Annotated in this window: 23 protein-coding genes; 13 read left to right on the top strand and 10 right to left on the bottom strand. The window is 49.6% G+C overall.

The window, feature by feature from the left end; genetic code table 11:
- Window positions 1-185: 185 nt before the first annotated feature.
- A complete protein-coding gene (locus IQ268_RS21735) occupies window positions 186-746 on the top strand; it encodes a PadR family transcriptional regulator (protein WP_193883638.1) in 561 nt (186 codons plus the stop codon).
- 99 nt (window positions 747-845) lie between these two features.
- The gene (locus tag IQ268_RS21730; protein ID WP_193883636.1) at window positions 846-1,361 is read left to right on the top strand and encodes a hypothetical protein; all 516 of its coding nucleotides are present in this window, start codon (window positions 846-848) and stop codon (window positions 1,359-1,361) included.
- A gap of 58 nt (window positions 1,362-1,419) precedes the next feature.
- On the opposite strand, the gene IQ268_RS21725 is transcribed toward IQ268_RS21730, so the two are convergent.
- From IQ268_RS21725 to IQ268_RS21710, 4 genes are all read right to left on the bottom strand, one after another.
- Entirely contained in the window at window positions 1,420-2,394 is a 975-nt protein-coding gene (locus IQ268_RS21725; RefSeq protein WP_193883634.1) for a 50S ribosomal protein L11 methyltransferase, read from the bottom strand.
- A 406-nt stretch (window positions 2,395-2,800) separates the two neighbouring features.
- Window positions 2,801-3,493, bottom strand: coding sequence for a hypothetical protein (locus tag IQ268_RS21720; protein ID WP_193883632.1), 693 nt, complete (start codon window positions 3,491-3,493; stop codon window positions 2,801-2,803).
- 331 nt (window positions 3,494-3,824) lie between these two features.
- Window positions 3,825-4,703 (bottom strand): pentapeptide repeat-containing protein, encoded by an 879-nt coding sequence (locus IQ268_RS21715; RefSeq protein WP_193883630.1) that lies wholly within the window; start codon window positions 4,701-4,703, stop codon window positions 3,825-3,827.
- Between the two features lie 250 nt (window positions 4,704-4,953).
- Window positions 4,954-5,616 carry a hypothetical protein gene (locus IQ268_RS21710; protein ID WP_193883628.1) on the bottom strand — a complete coding sequence of 221 codons (663 nt, stop codon included), beginning with the start codon at window positions 5,614-5,616 and terminating at the stop codon, window positions 4,954-4,956.
- A 586-nt stretch (window positions 5,617-6,202) separates the two neighbouring features.
- Here IQ268_RS21710 and IQ268_RS21705 point away from each other — a divergent pair.
- Window positions 6,203-7,690, top strand: a complete 1,488-nt coding sequence (locus IQ268_RS21705) for a PQQ-binding-like beta-propeller repeat protein (RefSeq protein ID WP_193883626.1) — start codon at window positions 6,203-6,205, stop codon at window positions 7,688-7,690.
- Entirely contained in the window at window positions 7,680-8,504 is an 825-nt protein-coding gene (locus tag IQ268_RS21700; protein ID WP_193883624.1) for a YwqG family protein, read from the top strand. The genes IQ268_RS21705 and IQ268_RS21700 overlap by 11 nt, the downstream gene beginning before the upstream one ends.
- Before the next feature lie 388 nt (window positions 8,505-8,892).
- On the opposite strand, the gene IQ268_RS21695 is transcribed toward IQ268_RS21700, so the two are convergent.
- Entirely contained in the window at window positions 8,893-9,207 is a 315-nt protein-coding gene (locus tag IQ268_RS21695) for a hypothetical protein (protein WP_193883621.1), read from the bottom strand.
- A gap of 924 nt (window positions 9,208-10,131) precedes the next feature.
- On the opposite strand from IQ268_RS21695, the gene IQ268_RS21690 reads away from it, so the two are divergent.
- The 5 genes from IQ268_RS21690 (at window position 10,132) to IQ268_RS21670 (ending at window position 15,630) form a co-directional block, all read left to right on the top strand.
- On the top strand, window positions 10,132-10,749 hold the full coding sequence (locus IQ268_RS21690; protein WP_193883619.1) for a DUF1877 family protein: 618 nt from the start codon (window positions 10,132-10,134) through the stop codon (window positions 10,747-10,749).
- Window positions 10,750-11,468: 719 nt separating this feature from the next.
- Entirely contained in the window at window positions 11,469-12,122 is a 654-nt protein-coding gene (locus IQ268_RS21685) for a peptidase M15 (RefSeq protein WP_193883617.1), read from the top strand.
- A 558-nt stretch (window positions 12,123-12,680) separates the two neighbouring features.
- Window positions 12,681-13,496 (top strand): helix-turn-helix domain-containing protein, encoded by an 816-nt coding sequence (locus IQ268_RS21680; RefSeq protein WP_193883615.1) that lies wholly within the window; start codon window positions 12,681-12,683, stop codon window positions 13,494-13,496.
- A 268-nt stretch (window positions 13,497-13,764) separates the two neighbouring features.
- A complete protein-coding gene (locus IQ268_RS21675) occupies window positions 13,765-14,154 on the top strand; it encodes a VOC family protein (protein WP_193883613.1) in 390 nt (129 codons plus the stop codon).
- A 408-nt stretch (window positions 14,155-14,562) separates the two neighbouring features.
- Window positions 14,563-15,630: a SpoIID/LytB domain-containing protein gene (locus tag IQ268_RS21670; RefSeq protein WP_228035612.1), complete on the top strand. Its 1,068-nt coding sequence runs from the start codon at window positions 14,563-14,565 to the stop codon at window positions 15,628-15,630.
- 365 nt (window positions 15,631-15,995) lie between these two features.
- On the opposite strand, the gene IQ268_RS21665 is transcribed toward IQ268_RS21670, so the two are convergent.
- A complete protein-coding gene (locus IQ268_RS21665; protein ID WP_193883611.1) occupies window positions 15,996-17,285 on the bottom strand; it encodes a TetR/AcrR family transcriptional regulator in 1,290 nt (429 codons plus the stop codon).
- A 198-nt stretch (window positions 17,286-17,483) separates the two neighbouring features.
- Between IQ268_RS21665 and IQ268_RS21660 the strand changes: the two genes are divergently transcribed.
- The 3 genes from IQ268_RS21660 to IQ268_RS21650 all read left to right on the top strand — a co-directional run bounded on the left by IQ268_RS21660 (window position 17,484) and on the right by IQ268_RS21650 (window position 19,122).
- Window positions 17,484-18,341, top strand: a complete 858-nt coding sequence (locus IQ268_RS21660; protein WP_228035611.1) for a fatty acid desaturase — start codon at window positions 17,484-17,486, stop codon at window positions 18,339-18,341.
- A gap of 215 nt (window positions 18,342-18,556) precedes the next feature.
- Window positions 18,557-18,790: a hypothetical protein gene (locus IQ268_RS21655; RefSeq protein WP_193883609.1), complete on the top strand. Its 234-nt coding sequence runs from the start codon at window positions 18,557-18,559 to the stop codon at window positions 18,788-18,790.
- Window positions 18,791-18,852: 62 nt separating this feature from the next.
- Window positions 18,853-19,122 (top strand): hypothetical protein, encoded by a 270-nt coding sequence (locus IQ268_RS21650; protein ID WP_193883607.1) that lies wholly within the window; start codon window positions 18,853-18,855, stop codon window positions 19,120-19,122.
- A gap of 36 nt (window positions 19,123-19,158) precedes the next feature.
- Here IQ268_RS21650 and IQ268_RS21645 read toward each other — a convergent pair whose 3' ends face one another.
- Entirely contained in the window at window positions 19,159-19,863 is a 705-nt protein-coding gene (locus tag IQ268_RS21645; protein WP_193883604.1) for a GntR family transcriptional regulator, read from the bottom strand.
- Window positions 19,864-20,266: 403 nt separating this feature from the next.
- Here IQ268_RS21645 and IQ268_RS21640 point away from each other — a divergent pair, with 403 nt between their 5' ends.
- Window positions 20,267-20,686, top strand: a complete 420-nt coding sequence (locus IQ268_RS21640; RefSeq protein ID WP_193883602.1) for a DUF2267 domain-containing protein — start codon at window positions 20,267-20,269, stop codon at window positions 20,684-20,686.
- 342 nt (window positions 20,687-21,028) lie between these two features.
- Here IQ268_RS21640 and IQ268_RS21635 read toward each other — a convergent pair whose 3' ends face one another.
- The 3 genes from IQ268_RS21635 to IQ268_RS21625 form a co-directional block, all read right to left on the bottom strand.
- The gene (locus tag IQ268_RS21635; protein WP_228035610.1) at window positions 21,029-21,304 is read right to left on the bottom strand and encodes a hypothetical protein; all 276 of its coding nucleotides are present in this window, start codon (window positions 21,302-21,304) and stop codon (window positions 21,029-21,031) included.
- 395 nt (window positions 21,305-21,699) lie between these two features.
- Window positions 21,700-23,091, bottom strand: a complete 1,392-nt coding sequence (locus IQ268_RS21630) for a sensor histidine kinase (RefSeq protein WP_193883658.1) — start codon at window positions 23,089-23,091, stop codon at window positions 21,700-21,702.
- Complete coding sequence (locus IQ268_RS21625) at window positions 23,091-25,991, bottom strand: CHASE2 domain-containing protein (RefSeq protein ID WP_193883600.1); 2,901 nt, start codon at window positions 25,989-25,991, stop codon at window positions 23,091-23,093. Before IQ268_RS21625 ends, IQ268_RS21630 begins: the two co-directional genes overlap by 1 nt.
- Window positions 25,992-26,151 lie beyond the last annotated feature (160 nt).

Here is a 26,151-nt window from a genome sequence, read left to right as displayed (position 1 = left end):
TCGCAACGAATCGCTCAGATGATCCTATTACGTTTGTCTACAGAGGATTGCAATCCAGGTTACTTTAGAAGATTACTCTTATATGTGACTAGTCATATAGTAGCATTAGTAGCATATAAGGAGATAACCAAGAATAGATAGGGCTTCCACTACCCCAGCTTCGGTAAACCGTCGATACACCGTCTATGTCACTAGCACACGCAATTCTAGGTCTACTTCAGCAGAAAGAGAGGACAGGCTATGACCTCAAAACAGACTGCTTCGACCAATGTATTGCCCATTTATGGACGGCAGACCAGGCTCAAATCTATCGAACCCTCGACAAACTGGTTGAGCAGGGGCTAATTACCTGCACGATCGAAATTCAGCGCGATCGCCCCAACCGCAAGGTTTACCACGTTACGGCAGCCGGAAATGCCGAACTCACCCGCTGGCTGCAAGGGTCTCATCCGTTACCCACCATCCGAGATCCGCTGTTGGTGCAGTTATTTTTTGCCGATCAGTTGCCCAACGAAGCGGTGATTCATCTGCTGGAGCAGCAGCTTGCCGCCCGCTGCGAACGGCTGGCCGAATGCAGTAGCATTGAGCTGCCCGCACTGGGGGATGTTTCTGCCAGTCGTCAACAGGTGATGCAACGGTTGGCGCTAGAGCTAGTGATGCAAAGAGAACAAACTTATATTGACTGGCTAAAGACGGCTATTGCGGCGATCGCCTCTCCGATGACGCAGCCGATTGAGCAGTCGTGAGGGTGGGTTACCGCAGCGCAGCGACTTTCGTTCAGCAAAAATCGTTGGAAGTGCTAAGAGCAGCCTAAAATGCTTAAGGACGCTTAGTAAAGTTCTTGAATGGAGATAACTCGTACGTTTGCGATCCTGGCACCTGTTCCAGAGGTTCATCTGATTTCTGGATTAGACGCGATCGCCGCTCAACTTAACTCCGATGACACTGCCAGCCAGTCGATGGCCAAGGTTGCGTTTGGCAGCATGGCCTTTGAAGTGTTTCGCAAAGCAGACGAGCTACGAAAACAGAAATTGGTTGAAGTCTTAATCTATGCATCCGAGGCCCAAGGCGATCGGCCATTGAATCCAGAAGCCAGTTGGCGTGCCCGCTACATTGGGCATCTGCCGTCTCGTAACGGTCGCTATCCGGGCAAGTCTCAGTTTCGGCCTCCGTCAACCGCAGCAGATAGACCCGTTTCAGCCGTTTACTGGGAGGTTCAAGAACTGGAGAAACTTAAAACCCCCGTTCCCATTGCGACGCTTCAGGGGTTAGGTCAGAAGGCCGTTTACAAGTCGCGCTTTGTGCCGGAAGACCCTGTTTTAATTGATTATCCCTTTGCCGCGTTTGTCAACCGCTCCTGAGCGGGACGATCTTATCCCAAGTGCCTCTGGTTCAATGAACCAGAGGTCGCCATCCGTGTTAACGAACCAGGCGATGAGCCAGGGCAACCCATTCGTTGCAGCGCTCACAATCGATCGCTGCAAATCCGGCATTGAGCAGTGCGGCATCGACCTCAGCCTCGCGATCGGTTGTAAACCCGGATGTAATCAGTAGCCCGGTGTGGCGATCGGTTTGTCGCAGAGCGCGTCGCAAGTCGGGAGCCAGCGCAATATGTACTCGCGCCAAAATATTGACCACAATCAGATCAAACTGTGCTGTTGCCTCAAGGCTGGGCACATCGCCTGCAATATGTCCCCCCATCCAATGCCCCAGATCGCTGCCGCACCCCAGGCTTCCTTCCATTACCGTCACCTGTGCCTCCACCTGATTGCAACAAACCGCAGCTTGAGCGGCTTCCACCGCAACCCCATCATTGTCTAGCGCTACGACCTGCGCTCCCAGCTTTGCCATCGCTACGGCTAGAATGCCCGAACCGCAACCAAGGTCAAGGGTGTTTAAACCTGGGGTTACATGCCGTTCGATTAATTGCAAGCTTAGAACCGTTGCCGGATGCAGACCGCTGCCGAACGCAAGACTTTGCTTTAGTCTTAGTGGGATGTCTCTGGTTTCAGGTAGATAGGGCGTATCGGGAGCCAGCACAACAAACTGTTTGCCAATTCTGTGAATTAGCGGGTCACGCTCGCTGGTGCTGGCTGCCGCTTCCACTACAGTGGTTTGCAGTTCGGTTGTTAAGCCAGTTCGGTGCAACGGCGACAGGAGGCTTTCGATTGTTTGGACGCGATCGCGCACACGCAGATCGTAGGGAAGATAAAAGCAAATGGTGAATGCCCACGGAGATTCTGTAGCCTGATCAGACTCAACCAGACAGGGCTGCTCTGGTTCAACATACCTGGTGATATGCACCTCTCCTGTGTAAGGAGTGTCAGACAACAGCGTGCAGACCCAATCAACTGCCTCGTGCGTGGTATCGAGGCTTAACTCCACCAATGACATAGATTCTCCCTTCGGGGCGGCTTAACAACAGGTTAAATGCTCACCGACGGCGAACCGCATCGACGGCAGATACTTAATCCATCATAGGGGGGAGACTCACCCTTGGTACAGCAACACCAGATGGGGAGGAGAGCGATCGCCCCAAAGTGGAAGTAGCAACAGCCTGAACTGCCCCATTCTCCCTACTCTACTGCTGCATTGCGAAGCCACGTTCATAAATTTCCGGAATTGCCAGATTGCCAACGTGACGAACCGCAACCCTTTTCTCAATGCCTGCGAATCCCTGGCGACTCACGTTTAGAGTTATCCTCCCAGGTTGAATCATGTAAAACAGCGGGCACGATAAGAGGCTCAGACCGGGTTTTAGTTTGTTAGAACTGGGGATGTACCTGTTTCCAGAACTGCATCACTCAGACGTTTTTCCGGGCACTATTCGGTAGATGATGTTCGTTTTCCGATCTGCCGCAATGGTGAAATCGCCCTCAGGGAAATAGGCGACCCAAGTTACGTTAGTTGACCCTGACAACATCTCAGGAGCGCCATACTGGCTGATCATCTCGGTGGCTTGGGAACCAACATACTCCGTTCCCAGTAAAGCTTCTACCTCTGGCGAAAGAGCGCTTTCATCGGCTGGGCTGCTGTCATTGGCGGGGGTGCTGTCATTGGCGGGGGTGCTGTCATCAGTTGGGCTGCTGGCAGGAGTGGAACTGGTCGCATTACCAGGTGCCGTGTTGGCATTGCGCTGAGCATATTCCAGGTTGGGTTGATATTCCACTGCTTTTTGCTGCGCCGTTTCGTAATTGGGGCTAGACTCTGGAACAGTCTGCATCAGGCTAATGGCTTGCTGCCAGGAAACAGCTACGTTTTCCCACTGCTCCGCCGTTTTAGCCGTTTGTGCCAGTTCAGCCGCTTCCATAGCTTGATTGACAGCATCTCTAAATGGCTCAGTTGAAGCCGTTTGTGCTTCAGCGGTGGGTTGTACGGCTGGCGGCTCGTTCGATCGCCCTTCAGATGTGATGTCGCTAGAGCTACATCCATTAACACTTAAGAGGAATCCTGCCGCCAATATCACGAGTAGAGGGTTAGAGGGGTGCATCACAACTTCATTACCTTGGTTAGCTTACTAGTGGTAGACCCCTGATTAACCAATAATGTTCTGGAATATTCTGGATGGGCAACCGATCTAAGAAGATGCCTGCGAAGGATTCAATAGTCTGCCTTGGAACTCATTTGGTGTATGTTCACCTTTAAGCTATACACACCATAACCCTCCCTGCCTGCGTTTGAACAGTCGCTATCCATACAAAAATCGGTGCCAGAAGGGAGTTGGCTTTTGCCAGAATGACTGCTGTTGAGAGCCGGAGTATTGGGGCTGGAGGGCAGGGAGGCGATCGCCACTTTCCTTCCTTTAATTCATTAATGCTAATTCATTAATGCCGCTCTGGAGGATCGGTATCAAGGAGAATTCCAACGTGACTGCGGAATGCCTTATCGTAAATCGCTTTATCCCAATTCTGAGCCGATTTAACTTGAACCGGGATCAAATTCTTAGCTTTCCTGAGGTCGGCCATGCAAAGATTGGCATCGTGAAAATCGGCATCGTGGAGGTCGGCACCGCGCAGGTCGGCATCCCGCAGGTCGGCATTGTTAAAGTTGACACTTCGGAGTTTGGCATCCCGCAGGTCAGCATCATCGAGATTAGCACCCTGGAGATCGGCTCCATGCAGGTCAGCATCCCGCAGGTTTGCAATGCCAAGCACAGCCCCTCGCAGATCCGCGATGCTAAGGTTTGCACCCCGCAAATCTGCATCAATTAAGGTGGCACTGCTAAGGGTCGCTCCACTCAGGTTGGCACCTCGCAGGATGGCTCCATTGAGGTTGGCACTCCTCAAGTCGGCACTAATTAACACCGCTCCTTTCAAGTTGATCTCTTGCAAATGGGCACCGGGAAGATTAACCCCTCGCAGTGAAACACCATCTTCAATGAGATCTTGAAGGGCTTGAATGCGAGCGTAGCTAGTGGGAACATGGGCGGCTGCCGCATGGTCAATGACCTGCCATGCTTCGTAGTGCTTTTGAGCTTTACGGTTGGGGGCTTCCTTGAAAAAGAAAATAACAGCCGTGACGATCGCGATCGACTCAGCATTTTCGAACAGCACCTTAACTGCATCACGAAACGATTGAATCTCAGCCCCTTCCAGCCAGAGCGCAATGAACGACAAAACGACGACAGCTCCCGTAATAAACAGCCATGTTGGAACTTTTCGAACCAATCGTTCTAGTTTATTAACAGCCTCTTTGCGTTTCATTGATGCAGTTTCATTTCAAGGATAGAGGGGCTGATGCATCTGCTGGGAAGAGGGAAAAGGGGCGATCGCAATCACTCACCATACCAATGGTTCCGGACACTTCCAGACGCTTCTGGATGATTCCAGGGCACTGAGTCACCGGAGCGTTACTGACTGGTTGTTACTGACTGGTGTTACTGACTGGTGTTACTAACTATTGTAGGCTGGTTGGGCTGGCTGCATTCAGGTTGGTTACATTAGGTTGGTTACATCAGGGAAGTGGCCGATCGCCAGCAGAACGCACCGTCGCGTCGTGAGATGGAGAGAAACAACTCATGTCAATTCCGCCAGGTTTAGATCCGGCTGGATGGTTTGACACAGTGCAATCAACGACGGTGAGTGAGACAACGGCAAACTTAGCGATGTAGCCATCCTGAACCGGATCAGGGTAGTAAGACACTTCATAGCCGTAGCGCTTGCCACGATAAAGCGTAGTTGGGGGCAGAGCATCTGTGTGCAGCAGCGGTTGAGCCGCTGCAAAGTCGTCAACGACCTCTGTGCCAAAGCTCTCTCTAATGGCATTCATAGCAGCGGTATGATGGCGGGTAAATCTAATGGTGTTGTCAGCACTTCGATAGTACAAAGCGTCCATCGTGATTCTGCCTGCCTGGGTCCATACGGCCAGTTCTGAAGGGTTCTGAAAGACTGAAACGGTGCGAAAATCAGCCTCAATGGTCTGAAGTTTGATGGCTGGCAAGAGCGGCATCCAGGGATGTTTAATCGACCAGGCTAAAATTGTGGCAGCAGATTGCCCCGGAAGCATAGGAGACGGCATCGCCAGAATGGCAGCGATCGCCAACAGCCCGAACGTGATAACAGGAATAACCTTACGTTTCATTAGGAGGGGGCGATCGCGCCCCAATACGATGTTCATTTCCATTCAAGGTGAATTTTTGAACGATGTGTAGCCCACCACAACCGCTTTGCGAATTGGATACGGCACACCTTTGCATACCTTGAAACAATGGTTTAAAGGGGTTGATGTCACTCGAACCACCCTGTTGGACTGCCGCAGACGCTAAGTCCTGATGTTGAGGAACGTTTCATCCCGGTGCCGGGTCAACATTCTCTAAAAGGGTGTCTGAGAATGGCTCAACATTCTAAATTAGCCCCCTAAATCCCCCAAAATTGGGGGACTTTGAAACAGAATTGATTCGGAAGTCCCCGTTCGGCTGAGCGCTCACGTCGAAGCCAGTTTTAGGGGATTAGGGGGCGGTTCGAGTTGGAGCTTAGCACTTTTAAGACATCCTTTAAAGGTAAGGCATCCAGGGGGCGACAATTGACGGACAACAAGCCGTTGTATCTGTGGCAATACTGGTTATGATTATTTGGCTATGACTATTCATTGATCTACCGGGTAGTGAGACCTTCGTTTACTGAAGCGATGCGGCTGCCGCTAGCAAGGGTCAAGTGCCAGTCTATAACCTGGACCAATTGGAAAACTACTTGATTTCGCTTTGATGTTGCAACGACTTTGTTCAATAGACTGGAAATTTAAGCTCATCCTGGTTGGTGCGATCGCCGTTGGAAGTGTTGCGGGATGGCAGGTAGGACGGCAGCAATTAGTAACTCTCCTGGCAATTGACACCCATACAGGTACGTTGCAATGGTTTCAGCCGCTGAAGTCGGTTGATGAGGTGTATAGCCGGGGTGCGATCGCCGCTGGTGGTACTGTTATTCTGGAATCTGCCGAATCTAGCACACCCGATCAACGGTTTGACACCTATCGGCTGCAAGCGTTTGCTACTCAAACAGGAAAGCAACTGTGGACGCAGCAGTTGAACGCACCGGCTGGTGATGAGATGAGCGGATTTGGTTATTTTCTCGCTGCTAATTCCATCATTGATCTCCAGCCTACCGCCCTCTATTTGCAAGCAGGCGAAGAATTGCGATCGCTCGATCCCACAACAGGTGAGCAGCGCTGGACGATCGATCGCCCGTGGTTCAACACCCGTCCAATGGCCGATTTATGGATTGCCTTGGGCATCGCGGCAACAGAACAAAAGCTGGCCGTGCTGCAATTAAACCCGCAACCGCAACAGATTCAAATCCTTGATGCCGCTACAGGCAACATACTGCAACAAACCCCTGTTCCATCCACTGACGTGATGACGAACTTCAGCCGGATGAAGCCGACGCATGATCATGTTGTCACCGCAGGGCCGCTTCAGGCTGAAGATGATTCTCTGGATAATGATGACCAATCAACCGTGACAGCTTACAGCATGGATACCGGGCAGGTTCGGTTTCGCGCTCAATTTAGAAGTCACATCAACAATCTGCAAACAACAGCCAGTACATTACAACTGAGTACTGATCGGGTTTATGCTGAGCAGCCCGATCGCCAGGTTGATGGTCAGGTGATAGCCCTGGATTCGCAAACGGGGCAAATCCTGTGGCAACAATCTCAATCTCAGCTTGAATGTTTTAGCTTTTACTCCACCTGGCAAGTAGACGCCCAATCGGTCTACCTCAACTGTAACCGTCGCCGCAATGGTGAGGATTCGAGTACCATTGTGGCGCTTTCGGCTCAAACGGGACAAACGCAGTGGCAATCCCTGATCAGTTCAAACTGGCATTCCAGACATGTGCCCATTGCCATTAGCGATCGCCAATTGCTCACGTTTCGTCAAGTCAGGCAGGATGATCGTAACCAAATCCAGGCCGTTGCCCTCGATCGCCAAACAGGAGCAATGCTGTGGACGGTGGCTCTATTTGACAGGCGCTATGTGGATACATTTCGCTCCAGGGTGGCAATAGATGGCGATCGCGTCTTTATCCTGGATGCAGTACCACGCTGGCAGCTCTGGCTGTTACAGTTGAATCGGCGCTGGTATCTTAAGCGATCGATCGCCCGTAAAGACAATACGATCCAATTGACGCGATCGCTGTTTACATCAAGAGACAAACCAGTCAGCATCAAAGGTAAGGCGACAAATGAATGTTGAACCACTCGTTTCACTGATCCAGGCACAGGGCTTAGCAGCCTATCAAACTGAGCTTTTGGCTCACGTTCGTCCGGCGATTGCTCTTCACCTGGAACCTGCTCAACCTGGACAAGTGGGTCACAGTCGGATCGGTGGTGTACCCGATTTGCCCGCCTCGATCGCGTGGCTACAAGACGATCGCCTGAACAAGTATCTTTGTTTTCTCCTCCAGATCAATTTGGCAGACCTTCCTGTTTTTGCTGAAAGTCCGTTTCCTCGGCAGGGAATGCTGTATTTATTTGCTGATGAAGATGGAGAACCAGAACAGGTGGTGCTGTACACCGGGAGTGAATCGTTAACCCCTGCCTTGCTGCCGAATGAGGCTGAGTTTGTCACCGATTGGTATGTCGATTTAATTGAACATCAGTTGACGTTTACCTTATTCGCAGATTTACCGCGTTGGGCAACGGATGATTATCAAGCGCTGTGCGATCGTCTTCAGCTTAACGAAAATAGTTATGATGATTTGATCCATGCGATCGACACCAATAGTATTGGCAAATTACTGGGTCATGTAGCGGGCATTGGGCATGATCCGCGTGAGGATGCATATATTGTCCGTGAGATTAATCCAAATTTGATTTACGACTACCAGCAGCGCAGTAAATTGGATATGACGGGCGCTCGACGTTGGTGCAATTTACTTCAAGTTAACTCCAGCCAAGCTGTCGATTTATTGTTTGGCGATTCAGGTTATCTGCAACTGCTCGTGCATGATCATGACTTGCAACGGCAGGACTTTTCGAGAGTCTATATCAATTTAGAATCCAGCTAAAGCGCACCTTAGAAGTTGTTTTAAACGTATCAAGCGTGCTGCATTCCCCCCCTTTTGTCGGAGGTGATGAAAGGAGCAGTCAGGGCTGTATTCAAACACTCTCGACTGTAAGAGGATGTTTTAAAGGTGCTAAGCTCCAACCCGAACCGCCCCTAATCCCCCAAAATTGGCTTCGACGTGAGCGCTCAGCCGAACGGGGACTTCCGAATCAATTCTGTTTCAAAGTCCCCCAATTTTTGGGGATTTAGGGGGCTAATTTAGAATGTTGAGCCATTCTCAGCACCCTCTAAGGGCGTAGCGTTCGGCAGATAGTCCTTGCAAGGAACCCTTGCCCGGATGCCACGCCCCTAGAGGTGTTGGCCTACCAATTAGACCTTTCAACTATCCTCTAATTGGAAATGGAACTGTCGTGATGCAGATACTTGGTCAAGATGCTGATGTAACTCCCCGGCGGCAGGGTTGATAACAATCGCTGTCGTTGCTCCTCACTCTCAGGAGAGGCGATCGGCTTTGTCCAGTCTCCCGCTTCGGCAAACCCCCGTCGATGTAAGTTCTTGATGGTATCTATCACATCCTGCTTGCTTCCCAGCAATAGCACTCGTAACGGACGGCGATCGCCACTGGCAACTGGGATGGCCTGATGCCGTTCTGGTTGTGACTCTACGGTGCGATCGCTCTCCATCTGAGCAATGAAATCAGCCATGATACTTCTCCTGTTTGGCTTACGGGTAAGGAAAGCCAAAAACCTAGCCACCCCGCATATCATTGAAGCGCAAAGCAGGGTGGCTTGCAGGAGTGGTAAGATCTCCCAAGCCTCCGCGTTGCCATACCAACGTGGGGGTCAGCTATCCTTGGCTGCTGGTAACAGCCCTGGATAGCGTTCGACTAGATTTTTGGTGTCTGGTTGCTCTGCTGTGGTTTACACCACAAACAACCTAACTCATCACGGTACGGGATTTGTCTGGCAGAGTCAATACAGAGAATGGAGGGAGGGGGCGATCGAGTGACTGGCCACTCGTCATTTGTGATACTTTCTCGACTTTTGTATGGAGCAGATGGGCGGGTGTAGCGATCACACTACCTTCCGACACGCCACGACAAAGGGGAAGCAGGAGACACGATCCGTCCCGGTGTCGCCGGAGTTGAGAGAATGGTTGACGGAGTATCGGAGCGATCGTCCTATCTGTTTCCAGGGCAGTGAGGGCGAGGGCATATCTGTCCAGAATCTGCCAATGCCATTTTGCGAGCAGCCTTTAAGCGGTTAGGGATTGAGGGGTTCCAGCATCCGGTAGTACACCTGTATAAAATACATCTTAATGGTGCCAATGTTCTACAGAGATAGATTGGGCAGATCTGCGGAATCTTGCTGTTGATCTACCCTAATTCAGGTAGATCAACAGCAACCCCGCTGTTGATCTAGTCATATGGGATGGATCTACAGCAAAGTAGCCGTTGATCCATCCAAATCTGGGTAGATCAACAGCAAAGCTCTGTAGAATAAATTGTTAGCTTGCTGGGTGTTCGGTAAGACAGTGCCTCCGAAACAGTCTGTCAAACACTCCAACATTTGTATTAATTGTGGGCACTATAACTCTTGACGTAATTACTAGTAATTTTGGGTTTTCCTATGTCACTTGAGTATTTGGCTTATCAAGTCTCTCCGTTTCTAATTCAGAAGTTGGAAGAGAAGGGAAACGACGTTTTCAATCTATTCTTGGAAGCACGCTTAGTTGAAGACTTTCAGGAATTGCAGGAGTATGCTGAAGATGGAGAGCTTAACCTCGAAACGTTAGGAGAAGATGCTATAGCCATTTATGAAGAAGCTCAGAGCTATGACAAGTCCGATGAAAATAAAATTGATGTAAATGGAAAGTGGGCACAAACTCTGCATCTTGTTCTGACTGGACGCAGTTCATTCCAAGTGCCGAATTTTCTCGTTTCAAATGAATTAGACGGCGAACCATTACTACTAGTGAGTGCGCTCACTGGTCGCCACAGTATTGATACTACAGATATGCCAGTCTTCTATTTACGTCCATCAGAAGTTCAGGAAATTGCTAATGCTCTGCCACAAATTTTAGATGAGGATCTAGACGAAAGGTGGGATCGACTGCGCCACAGAATTACAACTGAAGAAGATGAGTTCTCAGCAGAGGAAGCTTATAAATTTTTACAAGAGCAGTTGATACCGTTTTACAATCAAGCTATAGAACGTAACTACGGCGTGTTAGTGGCTGTTTCATAACCCTTGACGCAAGCTAACACTTCACGGCAGCGGACGGACGAGATCTGCTGGTGCTTAGTTCAGGCTTATCTGCCGCCGCTGCGTTTTGCCGTTAGCCTTCATCTGGAGTTGAGGCGACATACACTGCTTGACTGTTAGTTACAGAGGTTGATGCTTTGTCGTGAGTGTGAGGTGCGATCGCCCACTCGCCACTCATTCAAAAGCGCAGGTCGATGACTCAATTGTAGCCCTCAAAAGATACTTGTCTCAGCAAGCTTACTTTACACAACAGTTAACTGCGATCGCATTTTCACCGCAGAAATATCAGGGCGATCGCCAGAGCATAACTAACCGTCATCGTTTAAGGTGAGTCTGTGTTGACTGTGGGTATGCGTTCGGCTTGCCGTCGCGTAGAGAATCGCACTCCACTTAAGCGTGAGTAAGCCCATGTTAACGGCTCAATTACGACACCCAAAGGGTTAACGACTTTAACAAACAGTTGCGTTTCCAATACTTCTGGGTCAGAGTGAGAGCGTCGGTGAGATGAGTGAGAGCGATCGCACAGGATTAAAGGCTAACCGGGTCAGACGGGCGATCGTATGTGGGGTGGCAACGCTACTGACAACCACTGTTTTCTGCCGTTAGCTGGCTTCGCCTGTGGGCTGGGACAGTGCTTCCAAATGGTCTGTTGGTGCTAAGTAACTGGCTTCACGTTTATCTTTAATCGCTGTGGTTAATTTATGAAGAAACCGCAAACAGTTAAAGCTTTGGAAGAGTTAGGGCGAGTTCAGCTCTCGAAAAGCTTTTTCATGCGTGAGTTTTTGTATTCAGAAATTTCGCAAGTTGAGGGTATTGCCAATATTCCTGATAACCCTGAATTGGCGATCGCGGCAGGCAAGAACTTGTGCGAGAAGGTGCTTGAACCCATCCAGGATGTTCTTGGTCGCATCAGTGTTCGCTCGGCTTATCGTTCTTCTTCAGTGAATGCTAAAGGTGCAGAGAATAAGAATCAGTACAATTGCAGCCGCAACGAGTCTAACTACGCAGGGCATATTTGGGACAAAAAAGACTCAGAGGGGTATATGGGCGCAACAGCGTGTATTGTTGTCACCTCATTTATTCCATACTATGAACAGACTCAAGATTGGACGGCTTTAGCATGGTGGATTCACGACCACATTGACGCTTACACAGAGATGACCTTCTTCCCAAAGTATGCAGCCTGTAACATAAGGTGGTATGAGAATCCTGATGTCCCAAAAATAATTTATAGCTATGTTAAGCATCCACATACAGGCAAAAGTGGATACCTAACAAAGGAGGGAATGGACAATTATTCAGGTTCGCATGAGCCATGTTACCAGACCTTTATTGAGCAGTTGCCAGCCCGCTAAATCGGATCGCCAGAGGGTTTATCCCCTCCATTTCCCCCAACACCCACATGCGGATTCGTATGGAGCGTTTCCTCAAACAGGTCTAGCCCCGTTCAACCCCGGAGAATTGAGGCTCAGGGCTGGCTACAAACTTCAAGCTCCCCCATCCGAGTTCATCGCCCTGTCGATCTTTGCCGCGCCTCCCGGCTCTTCAAGGTTCAGCCCCACACCAGAGACTCACCCATTACGGTGAGCGTTTGGCTACTATGGCTTCTGCTAACTTTTACTCAATGATGAGTGACGTTTCCATCCCTCACGCTGTCCCATCAAAGATGAATCTGTCAATACAAAGGGTTCTATGAGGTTTGCTTACTGTGGGAGAACTTCGGTGTCTCATAAAATGCCCCATTGAAGCGATCGTCGTCTCATTTACAGCCATTTTCATTTGCCATTCACCACACCCCAAACCCTATACCCCACACCCATCTTGGCGAGACTGTGGCTTACTCGATTGAAAGACTCACCCTATAGCAAGCCTTTTAGTGCTTTTCTGCACCACTAAGATCTGCTCAAAATCCTATGATTTACCAGATTTACCAACCCCGATCGCCCCTCTCACAATTTGTAGAGTTTTTGTGGATTCGAGAAGGCAAGAACCTGCCAAAGACGCAATCGCGCCTGTTGCCAATTGGCTCAATGGAGTTGGTCATTAACCTGTGCGAAGACAAGATACCACTTTTCGATCAGCACAGTCGGGCAAAGCGCGGCAATACATCTGGTACAAGGATCTGCGGTGTCCATTCCGAAGGGTTCATTATCAGTAATGATCAAACGGTTTCTGCTGTAGGAGTCCATTTCAAACCCGGTGGCAGTGCTGCCTTCTTTATGCTGCCTGCTGGGGAGCTGCACAACCAAATCATCTCGTTAGATGAACTGTGGCAGAGCCGTGCGGTAGAATTGCGCGATCGCTTATTGGAATCATCAACCCTGGCAACTCGTCTCCTGGTGCTGGAACAGTTCCTGCTGACGATGATGCAACCACCGAAACATCATCCTGCCATTAATTTTGCCTTACACGAGTTCAAGCGATCGCCCATTCCTAAAGTTGGATCGGTGGTCGAGCAAACCGGATTCAGCACTCGCCATTTCAACCAGCTCTTCCGCGATCAGGTAGGTCTAACTCCCAAATTGTATTGTCGGGTTCAGCGCTTGCAGCAAGCCCTCCAATTGCTGACCGACAAAGAGCCAATCGATTGGTTGGATATTGCGTTTACCTGCGGCTACTTCGATCAAGCCCACTTCATTCATGATTTTCGGGCTTTTGCCAACTGCACCCCCACCGAATACTTAGTGCAGCGAAGTTTCCATCCCTGTCACATTACACTGCCCGATTGAGGTCAATTTTTTACAATCCTTTGAACCAGGGTTGCATCACAATGAAAGACCTGATTCGCCAATTGACTGTCCCACTGATCCCAGAATGAAGGATGGGGGAGCGAACTCATGCCGTAACTCAGCAACGCCGCTGAACGCATGTCATGAAGTTTGTAGGGGTATTGCCTTACCCTTCCGGTGGGCGTTTAAGCGCCCCATTCATTCTGTCGTTAGCAACGCTGTCGATCGGCCTGATTCATCACGAAATGAGTGTCATTGAGGACAATCTATGCAGATTACTGCTTCAGCGATTTCACTGAATGTCGATGATGTCACAGCATCGGCTACATTCATTAAGCAACACTTTGGCTTCAGCGAAGAGATGTCAGCCGACGGCTTTATCTCGCTCTCTCGACAGGACGCTGGGTTCAACTTGATCTTCCTCCAGACCAACCTGGAAAGCTTCAAGCCAACTCACATGCGCGGACATCGAGCGGATGGTCTGCTAATTGCCTTTGTGGTAGATGATATTGAGCGTGAATACACCCGATTGCAAGCCGAAGGTGTAGCGATTACGACAGCGATCGCCACAGAACCCTGGGGAGAACGATTCTTTCAAGTTACCGATCCAAATGGTGTTGTACTTCAACTAGTGCAGTGGATGACCGAGCCAGCATGAATCTCGTAAGGACATTTTGCACCGTACCCTTGCGGCAGGATGTGAACACCGTTGTGTTGTCATTCGTCACAAATGGACATCATCTAGAATTGATACGTTCAAAGTAACCTCTTAGCTCGTCACCGTTGTTTGCGACCCTCTCGACAATGACAATTTCTCGCAGCAGCGGGTTTCTGCTAACCATTTGTAGCGAACCGCGTTGCAGATACAACCATAGGTAAAGGAACTCTCAAATCAACATGGCTTTAGCCAGATTGATATTGATATCAACAATGAACCCTGTAACTAAGCACAAGGAGTACCGAGGTTGAATGGGTTCTATGGTGCAATTCTCAGTTGCCCTGCTAGATTTAGCATAGAGATCGACCTATCAGGTTGAGCTTAGTAGATGGTGTCTATGCTTAAAGGATGATGACAAGACAGCAACTCCTCAAATGGTTAACCCCTTACCGCTGGCTATTACTCCCGGTGTTGGGTATTGGTTTGGGCGTTCCGTTAGGTGTAGTGCTGCTCTCCGATCGCCCAACACCAAGCGATGCGTCGATCGATTCTCCTATCCCAGCACCATCCACCACCGTTGCACCACCGATCGCACCCTCTCCAGCCACACCCCCTTCCCCAGCAACAGCGCCATCACCCTCGCCCACATCTTCTCCTACGCCAACCGCACCGCCCGCTTTGACACCTGAGCAAGACGCTATGAACCGCCAAAACATAGAAGCCTTTCTTGCATCTCGTCCATCCATTGACTCGCTGATAGATATGCGGGTTGCGATCTCAGAAGGCGTTTCGTCCCTTGCTATTCGCACATCCATGCAAGCAGTTGTATTTGATAATACCGGAAAGCAACTACAGACCCTGGAAGCCGGATCAACCTATACAGCACAACCCGTTGGTGATGCAATTCAGTTAAACTCATCTCGGTTGCCCAAAATCGTGATCATTGATCCGTCACCGAGTGGACTCTTTTATTTGGGCGATCGCGGTTACCGAGGACGGCTGGCACTGGTGGCCGACTCTGGCAATTTGTGGGGCATCAATATTGTCAATATGCGAAGTTATCTCTACAGTGTGGTGGGCAGTGAAGTTTCCCCAAACTGGAATATGGAAGCGCTAAAAGCACAGGCGATCGCCGCCCGCTCCTATGCATTAACGTACCACTTTAAGCCTGTTCATCCGGCCTTCGATCTGGGTGCAACACAGCGTTATCAGGTGTACAGCGGTATCGCTCGTGAAGCAGACACCATTCGGCAGGCGGTTGATGCCACCTCAGGCGAATTTGTTAGCCATCGGGGGGGTGTTGTGGAGTCGTTATATGCCGCATCAGATGACATTGTGATGGAAGTCTTTCAAGGGCGAGGAATGAGCCAACTCGGCGCGCTCAACCTGGCAAACCAGGGCTATACCTATCAGCAAATTTTGAGCAACTATTACCCTGGAACTGAGGTAGGCCGCATCGAACAAGACATGGATTAGCGGTTGGGGATTTGACTGAATAGCTTGAGCCAATCCAACCAATGCTGTGCATACTCAGAATTGGGTTGACACATTCCCAGGGTTCAGCATCACCCCTCTCCAGTTCCCCTACCGCACTCATCTCTCATCATCAAACGTTCGGCGTGGCTGAATCGCAGGCTAAACCAGCCTCCCAACCCTCAAGTCCAGGGAACATCTGAAGCTTCAAAATCCCTATAGTGGAGGCGAGTCTGAGAGCGATCCAAACCATGACCGCCAACACTTCATGCTTCCATGCAGCAGCCATTTTCATTTTCATTCACCAAACCCCAAAACCCAAACCCATCTTAGCGAGACTGTAGCTTACTCACTTGAGAACTGCTGTATCAACTGGAAGCATCACTCTTAATACTGGAACGCTGATCAAGCCGGATCGCCTGTTCTAATGCTGCTTTTTCTTGCGCTCGGCGGACGTAGGGTTGCAGTTGTTCCGGTGCGGAACCCGTGAGAATACTCAAGCTCTCTAAACTAATTCCCCGCATCAGCATCTCAACACACCAGGTTTGCTGAGCTTGTTCAATTAGCGGAGGATGGCCGGACGGTGCAATGATCTCTGCCGTTATGGTCTGCCAGCGTAAGCGAATTTCTACTTCCGACATCGATCGCCCCGCTTCATTAATGAACAGCGCAGGCTGGTCATCCTTCCGAGAGCGCAGCCATTGGGTGAGAGGGTTTTTGGTGTAAGACCCATAACGATGACCCATAATCCACTGGTTGAGCGGAACCTGACGGGTTGCCCCTTGAACGACGTGCAGCAGATGTTGCTGGTCGTCGCTGATGGAATGCGATCGCTGCATACGAGCCATTTCAGCCGGACTCAAACCCGCACCAAACAAAACATAGGCCAGCGCATAATCCTGGGAGCCAGACTTGCGAGCCGTTTGCAAAATCTCCCGGACTAGCGGAGCGGGTAAATCTAAAATCTCGCCCCTAGAACCAGTTTGGCTTGGGACAAACTGAGCCAAACGGCCTGTTGGCGCGATCGCCCCGGCTCGCCCCGTCGCCGCGCCCAGAAACAAGCTAACCAAATCGGCAATAAAGGCTTCCCGGTCGGGCCAGAGTTCATGAAATTCCGTTGTGAACTCAATCACGGCATATCCCAGCAGCAAGGCATTCATTAAACTTGCTAACGTTGCAGCAGACAGCGGCATCAGTAACGCCGTGTCTTCCGAGGCATTCATCTGGTTGTGGGACAACACCGTCGCTAAATACTGAGCCGTATAGCGATGAATCTGGCTTAGCCCTCGTCCGATCGCCTGCCGATTTTCGGTTGGATAGTGTCCGGCTTCGCCGACCAGCGATCGCACAAATTCTGGAATCTGCTCGATCGCCTGTAAATGTCCCTCTGCATACACTTGCAACGCCTGCGGCAGGCTGTGTAGATCGTCTGCTCGCTGACCCAGAGCTTCTCCAAGCTGTGTAAACACCTCGGCTTCTTCAATGACCGCCAACAGCAACCCATGCTTACTGCCAAAGTGACGAAACAATGTAACTTCGTTCACATCAGCCAGTTCTGCGATCTGTTTGGTGGTCGTTTCAGTAACGCCTTGAGCCGCAAACAACTGAAGCGCTGCCTGGACTAATCGTTGTCGGGTGGATTTGCGTTGAGCAGCCATAGGAGAATTGCAAGTGACACTTGCAGGTTAACAGCAAAGTTGCTACCGTATAAATGTAAGCGTTACTTGCATCTTTATTTTAGTGTAGCGACAGTCCAGGAATCGATCGAGCGCAACCCAGGCCAGTTAACAGGGAAGTGCAACCTCGTTCTGAATCAGGCACCACGACAGATGCAAGGCTTGAAACAAGGAAAGTTTATGACTGCAAATTCGACAAGAATGGCTCATACATCCCTAAGCTCACTGAAATTAAGCTGGGTTAATGTTGCCTTTTTCGGAACGATTCACCTACTGGCATTGCTGGCTCCCTGGTTTTTCTCGTGGTCTGCCCTGGGAGCGATGATTGTGCTTCACTGGCTGTTTGGCAGCATTGGGATTTGTTTGGGCTACCATCGCCTGTTAACTCACCGCAGTTTCCAGGTACCAAAATGGATGGAATATATCTTAACGACCATTGGCGCGTTGGCGATGCAGGGTGGCCCAACCTTCTGGGTGGCGGGTCATCGCCAGCACCACTTGCACACAGAAGATGCGGAAAAAGATCCCTATGCGGCTAGCCGAGGCTTCTGGTGGAGCCATATGCTGTGGATTTTCTACCCACGGGCTGAGTTCTTTGAGCGGGAGACGTACCAAAAGTATGCTCCCGATCTGGCGCGTAATCCGTACTATAAATGGCTCGATCGCAACTTCTTGTTGCTGCAAATTCCGGTTGGCTTGCTGCTCTATGCCGTTGGCGGCTGGTCATTTGTCATTTACGGTGTGTTTTTGCGAGCGGTGATTTTATGGCACACCACCTGGTTGATCAATTCGGCAACGCATATGATGGGCGATCGCCGCTTTGAGGTTGAAGACGGCTCGCGTAATCTCTGGTGGGCGGCTCTGCTAACCTACGGTGAAGGCTGGCACAACAACCACCACGCCTATCCCAATGTGGCAAAAGCGGGTTGGAAATGGTGGGAGTTGGATATGACCTGGTGGGCAATCAGGGGGTTGGAACGGCTGGGTCTGGCAAAGCGGATTGTTCGTCCGCCAGCGGATGCCCTGGCTGAGGTTTAAGCCTCGGTTTCAACTCAAAAAACATCCCCACGAAAAAGCGGACTGCGGTTCGCTTTTTCCGTTGTGGCCGAATTTGCCCCCAAATGCTTCAAGTTATCGGCAGCAAAAGGTTACTTCTCCTGCTCAAATCACATTACTTCCAAAGGAGTAGAAAGCTCGCGCAATAGAAGAATCCATGCGAGTATAAAGAAAGTGTTAAACATTCAGGATTTCAGATGACTCCCAACATGATGCGGCAGTTCTGGGCTGTAATCGAATCCATTCAAGTCAACACCTTGTTACAGGTGAACGACTCGGATCTGGTGCAACTGCTGCTCAAGCAGTTTGAAGCCAGACAACCGATCGACGCGCAGGATACCAACACACTGAATACCTACATTCAATCCAGGCTGCCTCTCATCCGCGACACCGCTGAAGCCAGAGAGTCTGTACGGACGGATAGCTATTAATATTAGGCTCTCATTCAAGCATTTTCACGAAGCCTTCCTCTGGATGGTCGTATTAGGAAAACATGAATAATTGGTTGCTCATTGCCTTCGTTGCTTATTTAGCTGGAGCCGTAATCGAAGGGGTGAACACAGCCAATCAGCTTTTTCGTTCTGCACCAGAGCTAGCCAAGGATGAAGGCGAGCCAGGTGCTGACTCACAGTTGAGCCAGTGGCATGTTTTCACCGCGATCGCAACAGTAACCATCTGCGGCGCTTTTTCGTGGCCGTGTCGTTTGATTCACCGCTCGCTCAAAGAACTACACGACCAACAGCAGAAACAGCAAGAGGAATAAATGCATCAAACCCTCTTCAACCGATGCATGTGGGAGTTATGGCAACGCTTCGGCGTGGTGTTTCAGGCTCTCTAACTCTTGCAAAACTCTGGCCTTGCTGGCGCTGAGATGGTGCTGTATTTCCTGAGTGGCAGCTCGTGCATCCCGATGTGCGATCGCTTCATAGATTTGCTGATGCTCTACTCGAACATCTAACACGTTGGGATTATGTTGAGTCGTTTGTGCCCGCAGCAGCGCCATTTTGCCAAAAACCTGATCCAGGAGCGAAACCAGGCAGCGGTTGCCAGAGCTTTGGGCAATTAAACAATGAAATTGATAATCGACCTCTAAAAGCTCCTGGCTAACCTGTTTGGTCAGCTTGCGTTTGCTGAGTTTCTCGGCTTTGGTAACGTAGTCTTTCAGTTTTTTTAATTGAGCGGGGCTAATGTTCTCGCAGGCACCCGTGGTAGAGAGCGTTTCCAGGGCAATACGGCAGTCGTACAAGTTAGCGGCTTCTACGCTAGACAGGGTGGTAACTCGTAGCCAACCAATATCATCGGCGGTGACTAACTCTTCTCGTTGAAGCTGCCGGATAGCCTCACGAATGGGAGTGCGGCTCACTTTTAGCTGTTCAGCCAGTTGCAGTTCAATTAAGCGATCGCCCGGAGCCAGTTCCCCTGCCAAAATGCTGTCGCGCAAAGCCTGGTAGGTTTGTTCGTGAAGCGATTTGTTCCGCTGGACGTGTTTGTCTGATAAAACCAAAGCTGACGCTCCTTGAACTAGAGTGCGGCTGGGATTATTGCTCTGTGCTGTCTACCATACAGCTTATGTATACAGAATACAAAACAACAGGCCGGAATTTCAAGCTGTGGCTCAGCCGTCTAACAGGATGGCTAGATGTCCAATGGATAGCCCGACACCCTAAAGGAGCATGGCCTACTCTGCGGGAACAAGCTACAGGCAAAACGGCTGGATCTAACGGCTGGATCAATTGCAGGGCTATCTGCCAATGCTACGCCTCAAGAGATACTTGCTCTCCCGTTGGCCGCCTCACCCACCTCTGAAGCTGTTATTTCCCTCCTGAGAATGAAGTTCTTTGCTTTCTAATTTCTTACTATTTTGCAGTCAATCACTATACATTAAACCTACAAATTAAAGGAAACCAATGGAAACGCAGCAATCTTTTCTAGAAAAAATCAGAGCTGAGGGCAATTTGAAAGACTTAAAGGAAGCCCGTCATGCCGCAGAGGTAGTCTATCGCACGATGCGCGATGTTATGTCTAATGAGGCAGTCGAGCACGTTGACCAGGAGCTAGACGCAAACGCACCGGATGTCGCAGAAAACTTGTGGACTGATACCAATCCGTTGGTGCTGTTTCTGAGCCAGATTCGTCCCAAGCTTGACATTAAACCTGAAAATTTTCTGGTGCGGCTACGGCAGGAAGCTAATCTACCGGGTGCGGATGCAGAAACCATCATTAAGGCGGTCTTTTCTGCCACTAAAGATCAGTTGTCTTCAGAACGGATTGAAGAGGTGGCCGGGTATTTACCCGGAGAAATCAATGACTTTTGGAGAGAGGCATAGACACCTCTGGTGAATGAGCCGGAGCGAGTCCCTAAGGCGTGTTTTAAATCCCGGAAGTCCTAACTCTATAGACTTTTGAACGATTCAAAGTCCCCCAATTTTGGGGAATTTAGGGGGCGAAAAGCAGAATGTAACCAAGCAATCAGGAGTTTTAAAACACGCCCTACGTCAATGGGGTGCAGTCGAGCATTGCTGAATGAAGGATGAATCATTGAGCGGCCATTGCTTCAATCGCCATCTGCAATTTCGGGAGATCTGAATGGTTCAGATCTCCCCTGAAATCAGAGTTGGGGCAAGTTCATACTCTGATTCAGCAACGACTGCGATCGCTCCTCGGCACAGTTACTCGAATTGAATCTGCTGCAGCAGCAAACTCATTTTGTCTCCAGCGTTGGGAGTAACGATCAGTTGGTGGTTGGGAATGGCAATCAGCGGACTCCACAGCCCCGCTTCCACATAATGCAGGTTATGCAACAGGTGAATCGTGTGACGAATAGCGCGAGGAGAGCCGATCAGCAGATGCTTGAGCGGGTCGCGTTCGGGCAAAGGGCTAGTCGAGGGATGGCAAAACGCTGGAGCGCTGGCGGCTTCAGGAGCATCGAGTAAGAATTGCGTCATGGGTTTTCACTTCCTTTGATAGGACAGGCCAGGAAAACCCAAAAATTTAGCCACCCCGTGCCAATGCTCATAGCAAATCGGGGTGGCTGGGAAGAGTTAAAATACTTCCTTAGCCCACCAACTGCCGTTTTCAGTTTGGCTGGGTCAGCGGCTCGGAGTTGTTGACACCAACTTCGGGTCGCGTTTGACTAAATTTTCGGGCGGTGCGATCGCCACTCTGCTGAGTCGCGATAAGAACTCAACCTATCGCATCTCTAAAACAGAGTCAATATCCTGCGGGTGGAAAGCGGTGAATTCTTCTGCTAGCGTGTGTGGTAAACGTCTGGTGTTTACTTGTTCACTCACTCAGACGAGCAGGATCTCCAGGCACGTTCTTGCCACACGGTCTTCAGGCATCACTCGCTCAGCAATGCTGGAATTTCAATTGTAAATTCAGTTCCTTTTCCCGGTTGCGAATCACAGCTAATGTGACCCCCATGCTTCTCGACCACAATCTGACGACTGATAGATAACCCTAATCCAGTCCCGCATCCTACGGCCTTTGTGGTGAATAAATGCTCGAATATTTTCTCCTTAACTTCAGAGGAAATGCCTGGGCCGTTGTCTTCAATATGAATCTTCACCATTTGATTGTCTGCCGAAACTTCGGTGCGAATCATAATTTGATTCGGGTTTGCTTCAATCTCCACAAACGACCTCATGTGGCTTGACTCATCCAGAGCGTCGATCGCATTAGAAAGGATATTCATAAACACCTGGTTGAGCTGGCCTGGATAGCAGTTCACCAGAGGCAACTTTCCATAATCTTTAATGATCTCAATCTCAGGACGCATTTCATTGGCTTTGAGCCGATGTCTCAAAATCAGCAATGTGCTGTCCAGTCCTTCATGTAAGTTAAACGCAATTTTACTGGATGTATCAGACCGTGAGAATGTTCTTAAAGAGGTGCTAATGTTGCGAATTCGATCGGTTCCCGCCTGCATAGAGGCTGCTAACTTGGGCAGATCTTCCAGCACAAACTCCAAGTCCATCTCTTCGGCATGTTCCTCGATCTCCGGATCGGGGTTAGGATACTTTTGCCGATAGAGGTGAAGGTGGTTCAGCAGGTCGTGAGTATATTCCTGAATGCACTTCAGATTACCATTGATAAATCCCACGGGGTTATTGATTTCATGAGCGACACCGGCCACCAGTTGTCCTAGTGTGGACATCTTCTCGCTTTGGACAAGCTGGAGCTGGGCTTGTTGCAGTTGATGTAAAAAATCAGACAACTCCTGAGTCCTTTGCTCAACGCGTACTTCTAACTCCTGGTTGAGTTGTTGCAATTGGGCTTCTGTTGTAGCTTGCTCAACAATTTTCTGATTTAACAACGCATTTTGTTCTGCCAAACGTTGCGTCAAATGATAGAGTTTCAGATGTAACTTAACCCGAGCCAGAACTTCCTCTTGCTGAAAGGGCTTGGTTATGTAGTCAACTGCTCCTAGCTCTAAACCTTTGACCTTATCAACCACATCAGATAAAGCCGTCATGAAAATAACGGGAATGGCCTGAGTCTCGTCCTTCATCTTCAGCCGACGACAGGTCTCAAACCCATCTATCCCTGGCATCATAACATCCAGCAGGATAAGGTCAGGTCTAGCATACTCAGTTTGTTCAATTGCAGATTCCCCATCGGTTGCCACCAATGTTGTCCAGTGTTCATCACGAACGGCTTCGGATAGCACTTTCAAATTAGTGGGATTATCATCGACAAGGAGTATCCGGACTGAGTCAGAGGAGGTTGTCATCATGATTGCTCTGACGTAGTGAATGACTTTAAAAATTCCCGAACTTTTTTCGTCTGGAAGGCTGTTGTTAGCGACCGCAATTCTTCCGTAAAGGCACTAAGTTTATGGTCACTGGCTGCTAACTCTTCTAGTATTCCCTCAATTGCCTGTAGATTTCCCATAAGCGCGAGGTGATGAAGTTGGTCAAGCACCTCTTGTGGAGGGACAATTAACTCGGCTTTGGACTGGCTGGTTGGGAAGGTTGCTATTGTCTGTTGCGTGCTCTGCGGGTGAGTTCGATAAAGCCACTCTAACTGGAGTTGACTCTGTAAAACATTGAGCAGATGATCCATCTGAATCGGTTTAGGTAAGAAGGCGTTGGCACCAGCATTCAGGCTTTCCTGGCGATCGGCTTCAAACACGCTGGCGCTGGCAACCACGATCGCTACATCCTTCAGTTGAGGATGAGTACGGAGTTGACGCATCAGCTCGAAACCGTTCATTTCAGGCATCGTTAAATCAGTCAAAACCAGATCGGGGTGATGAACAGCAGCTAGATCAAGCCCAACCTGGCCGTTATCGGCCTCAATGGTTTCAAACCCAATAGGCTCCAGTAAAGAAACCATCATGGAGCGGGTTTCGGAACTGTCATCCACAATCAGAATGGTTGGCTGCTCGGACTTAATTCCAGCAATTTCCTGAGTCTGGACGACTGGCTCGGCGAGCATCGAATCAACAATAACTGGCACCATTAAATCAATCCCAAAGACGCTCCCTTCCCCATATCGACTTTGTACATCCATCTGGCTTCCCAGAAGTCCTACGATTTTTTGGCTAATAGCAAGACCTAAGCCAGTTCCTTCTGCTTTACGAGATGAATCGCCAACCTGCTCAAAGGGTAAGAAAATTTTCTCCACCTGTTCAGGGGTCATGCCGATGCCAGTATCTTCAATTTGGAAGCGAATGGTCAGGTGTGAACTGTAAGGGAGGTGCGGTGAAATGGTTGCCGTCTCATTCCCTTCCATCGGTGATCCAGGAGCATGAATTTCCTTGCGCTCCCGGTGTCCATTACTCCCCTGGAGCAGTTGCTTCTCTACACTTTGTTCCCTATCTTCAAGCACTTCAACCCTGAAGGTGACGCTGCCTTGGTCGGTAAACTTAACAGCATTACCCAACAAATTGATCAAAACTTGCCGGAGCCGTTTTTCATCGACATAGATTCTTTGCGGCAGGTTATCTGCGATCGCCACCTTAAAGGCAATCCCCTTTTGCTCAGCTCGAATCCGGCAGATCTCAGCAACACCGTTCAGGAAGAGGGGAAAGTGAACATCGGTTGGATAAAGTTCCAATTTCCGAGCTTCGATTTTAGAGAGATCCAGCACGTCGTTAATCAACGTCAGCAAATGAGAACCACATTGATGAATGATAGTGATTCCCTCTTGCTCTTTAGGAAGAAGGTTGGTAGAGCGTTCCAAGACCTGAGCATACCCCAAAATACCGTTGAGAGGGGTTCGGAGTTCATGGCTCATGTTCGCTAGAAACTCACTTTTAGCTTGATTAGCTGCATCGGCAGCATATTTTGCTTCAGCCAGTTCTTGGGTTCGTTCTGCAACCTTTGCTTCCAGTGTTCTGGAGTAATCGAAAAGCTGATGATTAGCAAACTCTAGTTGTTGATTAGCCAGCTTCAGCCGTTGTTGTTTAAAGGCAGAGGTGGTCGCAATGGTACTGATTGCCAAAGCAATGAGCGGAGGAACGACAGGAACGAGTACTCCTATTAAGAAAGTCAGGTAAGCTCCACTTAAGAGAAGGCAGCCTGCCCCAAATGCCGCAACAAAGGGTCTGGATGCCCAACGCTTACGGCTTCTCTCTTGGTGATTAATATTTTCCAGCCACCAACTGCCAACCGATCCGGTGGCTGACCAAATCACAATCCAGATCCACTGCTGGATTCCCGACCACCCCAGTAGCATGGAGCGCCCTTCCATTGCACCTCTGATGAGCTGGCTAGCCAGGTTAGCGTGGATGAATACTCCAGGTGTGGGATCGGTGGCAACAAACCATGAGTTGCTATAGGGTGTTCCAAAAAAGTCGTTAGTACTGCTTGCCGTTGAGCCGATCAAGACAATGCGATCGCGCATCAAATCGGGGGGAATCTGGCCGGATAGAACAGCTTGCATCGATATCGTTGGGAAGGAAGACTCAGGTCCTCTCCAGTTCATCAGGATTTGGTATCCACCTAAGTCTTCAGATGCATAGCCAGCCACCTGATTTTTCATCGGTGTGAATATGGCCTTTCCTAGCCGAAATTTTTGTTGATTGACATCAACAGGTTCTAAAGTAATCCCTTCAGCCTCAAGATATTTCAGTGCAGATGCCGCAGCCAGTCCCATTTTGACGTTGCCCGGGTCCTCAGGGTCTTCAGCCGAGAGCAACCCTCGTCGAATTTGACGATCGGAATCTAGAACTAAGTCCGCCAGGGCAACCTGGTTCGTTTCCTGTAATCCGGGCGGTGGAGCAACACGTCCACTCGTAATTCTCTCAATCCCTAACAGTTCAGGTGTGTTAGCAAACGTCTGTAAGAGTTGTTGATGACCAGGCTCTTTTGGTAAGTCCCGGTACAGATCTAACCCAATGACTCGCGGCTGCTGAGCGTGAATGTTTTGCAGCAATTCTGCGAGGACTTGATCCGGAATAGGCCAATCTCCAACCGCTTTGATATCTGCCTCACTAATCGTGACAACAACGACTTGATCTTCGACGGTTTCTTGTGGGCGCAGATGAAAAAACTTATCTCGAACCGCCCACTCTAATAGATTAAAGGTACCTAAAAGATTGCCAATGATAATGGCAGTTGCAACACTAGGCGTGATAATCCAAACACTTTGATGTTGCTGAATAGTCGCTTTAAGTTTGAGCCACATGGGTGATTAGTGAGCAGTACAAGTTGTGAATAACCGTATAGATTTTTTGATGAGATTGGGGCTTTAGCCAACACCACAACGGATTTTGCAAGATGTAGATCCCCCATTCTTCCCGCAACCAGAACTATTAGCGGAGACTATTAGTTGCGTATTCGGGAGA

The organism is Oculatella sp. LEGE 06141 (assembly GCF_015207605.1).
Taxonomy (GTDB): domain Bacteria; phylum Cyanobacteriota; class Cyanobacteriia; order Elainellales; family Elainellaceae; genus Oculatella.
This window is presented reverse-complemented; position numbering and strand designations above follow the sequence as displayed.

Excerpts from the sequence above, each read along its gene's own strand:
- IQ268_RS21735 (WP_193883638.1), top strand. The coding sequence starts at position 186 with ATGTCACTAGCACACGCAATTCTAGGTCTACTTCAGCAGAAAGAGAGG.
- IQ268_RS21730 (WP_193883636.1), top strand. The coding sequence starts at position 846 with ATGGAGATAACTCGTACGTTTGCGATCCTGGCACCTGTTCCAGAGGTT.
- IQ268_RS21725 (WP_193883634.1), bottom strand. The coding sequence starts at position 2,394 with ATGTCATTGGTGGAGTTAAGCCTCGATACCACGCACGAGGCAGTTGAT.
- IQ268_RS21715 (WP_193883630.1), bottom strand. The coding sequence starts at position 4,703 with ATGAAACGCAAAGAGGCTGTTAATAAACTAGAACGATTGGTTCGAAAA.
- IQ268_RS21710 (WP_193883628.1), bottom strand. The coding sequence starts at position 5,616 with ATGAACATCGTATTGGGGCGCGATCGCCCCCTCCTAATGAAACGTAAG.
- IQ268_RS21705 (WP_193883626.1), top strand. The coding sequence starts at position 6,203 with ATGTTGCAACGACTTTGTTCAATAGACTGGAAATTTAAGCTCATCCTG.
- IQ268_RS21700 (WP_193883624.1), top strand. The coding sequence starts at position 7,680 with ATGAATGTTGAACCACTCGTTTCACTGATCCAGGCACAGGGCTTAGCA.
- IQ268_RS21695 (WP_193883621.1), bottom strand. The coding sequence starts at position 9,207 with ATGGCTGATTTCATTGCTCAGATGGAGAGCGATCGCACCGTAGAGTCA.
- IQ268_RS21690 (WP_193883619.1), top strand. The coding sequence starts at position 10,132 with ATGTCACTTGAGTATTTGGCTTATCAAGTCTCTCCGTTTCTAATTCAG.
- IQ268_RS21685 (WP_193883617.1), top strand. The coding sequence starts at position 11,469 with ATGAAGAAACCGCAAACAGTTAAAGCTTTGGAAGAGTTAGGGCGAGTT.
- IQ268_RS21680 (WP_193883615.1), top strand. The coding sequence starts at position 12,681 with ATGATTTACCAGATTTACCAACCCCGATCGCCCCTCTCACAATTTGTA.
- IQ268_RS21675 (WP_193883613.1), top strand. The coding sequence starts at position 13,765 with ATGCAGATTACTGCTTCAGCGATTTCACTGAATGTCGATGATGTCACA.
- IQ268_RS21670 (WP_228035612.1), top strand. The coding sequence starts at position 14,563 with ATGATGACAAGACAGCAACTCCTCAAATGGTTAACCCCTTACCGCTGG.
- IQ268_RS21665 (WP_193883611.1), bottom strand. The coding sequence starts at position 17,285 with ATGGCTGCTCAACGCAAATCCACCCGACAACGATTAGTCCAGGCAGCG.
- IQ268_RS21660 (WP_228035611.1), top strand. The coding sequence starts at position 17,484 with ATGACTGCAAATTCGACAAGAATGGCTCATACATCCCTAAGCTCACTG.
- IQ268_RS21655 (WP_193883609.1), top strand. The coding sequence starts at position 18,557 with ATGACTCCCAACATGATGCGGCAGTTCTGGGCTGTAATCGAATCCATT.
- IQ268_RS21650 (WP_193883607.1), top strand. The coding sequence starts at position 18,853 with ATGAATAATTGGTTGCTCATTGCCTTCGTTGCTTATTTAGCTGGAGCC.
- IQ268_RS21640 (WP_193883602.1), top strand. The coding sequence starts at position 20,267 with ATGGAAACGCAGCAATCTTTTCTAGAAAAAATCAGAGCTGAGGGCAAT.
- IQ268_RS21635 (WP_228035610.1), bottom strand. The coding sequence starts at position 21,304 with ATGACGCAATTCTTACTCGATGCTCCTGAAGCCGCCAGCGCTCCAGCG.
- IQ268_RS21630 (WP_193883658.1), bottom strand. The coding sequence starts at position 23,091 with ATGACAACCTCCTCTGACTCAGTCCGGATACTCCTTGTCGATGATAAT.
- IQ268_RS21625 (WP_193883600.1), bottom strand. The coding sequence starts at position 25,991 with ATGTGGCTCAAACTTAAAGCGACTATTCAGCAACATCAAAGTGTTTGG.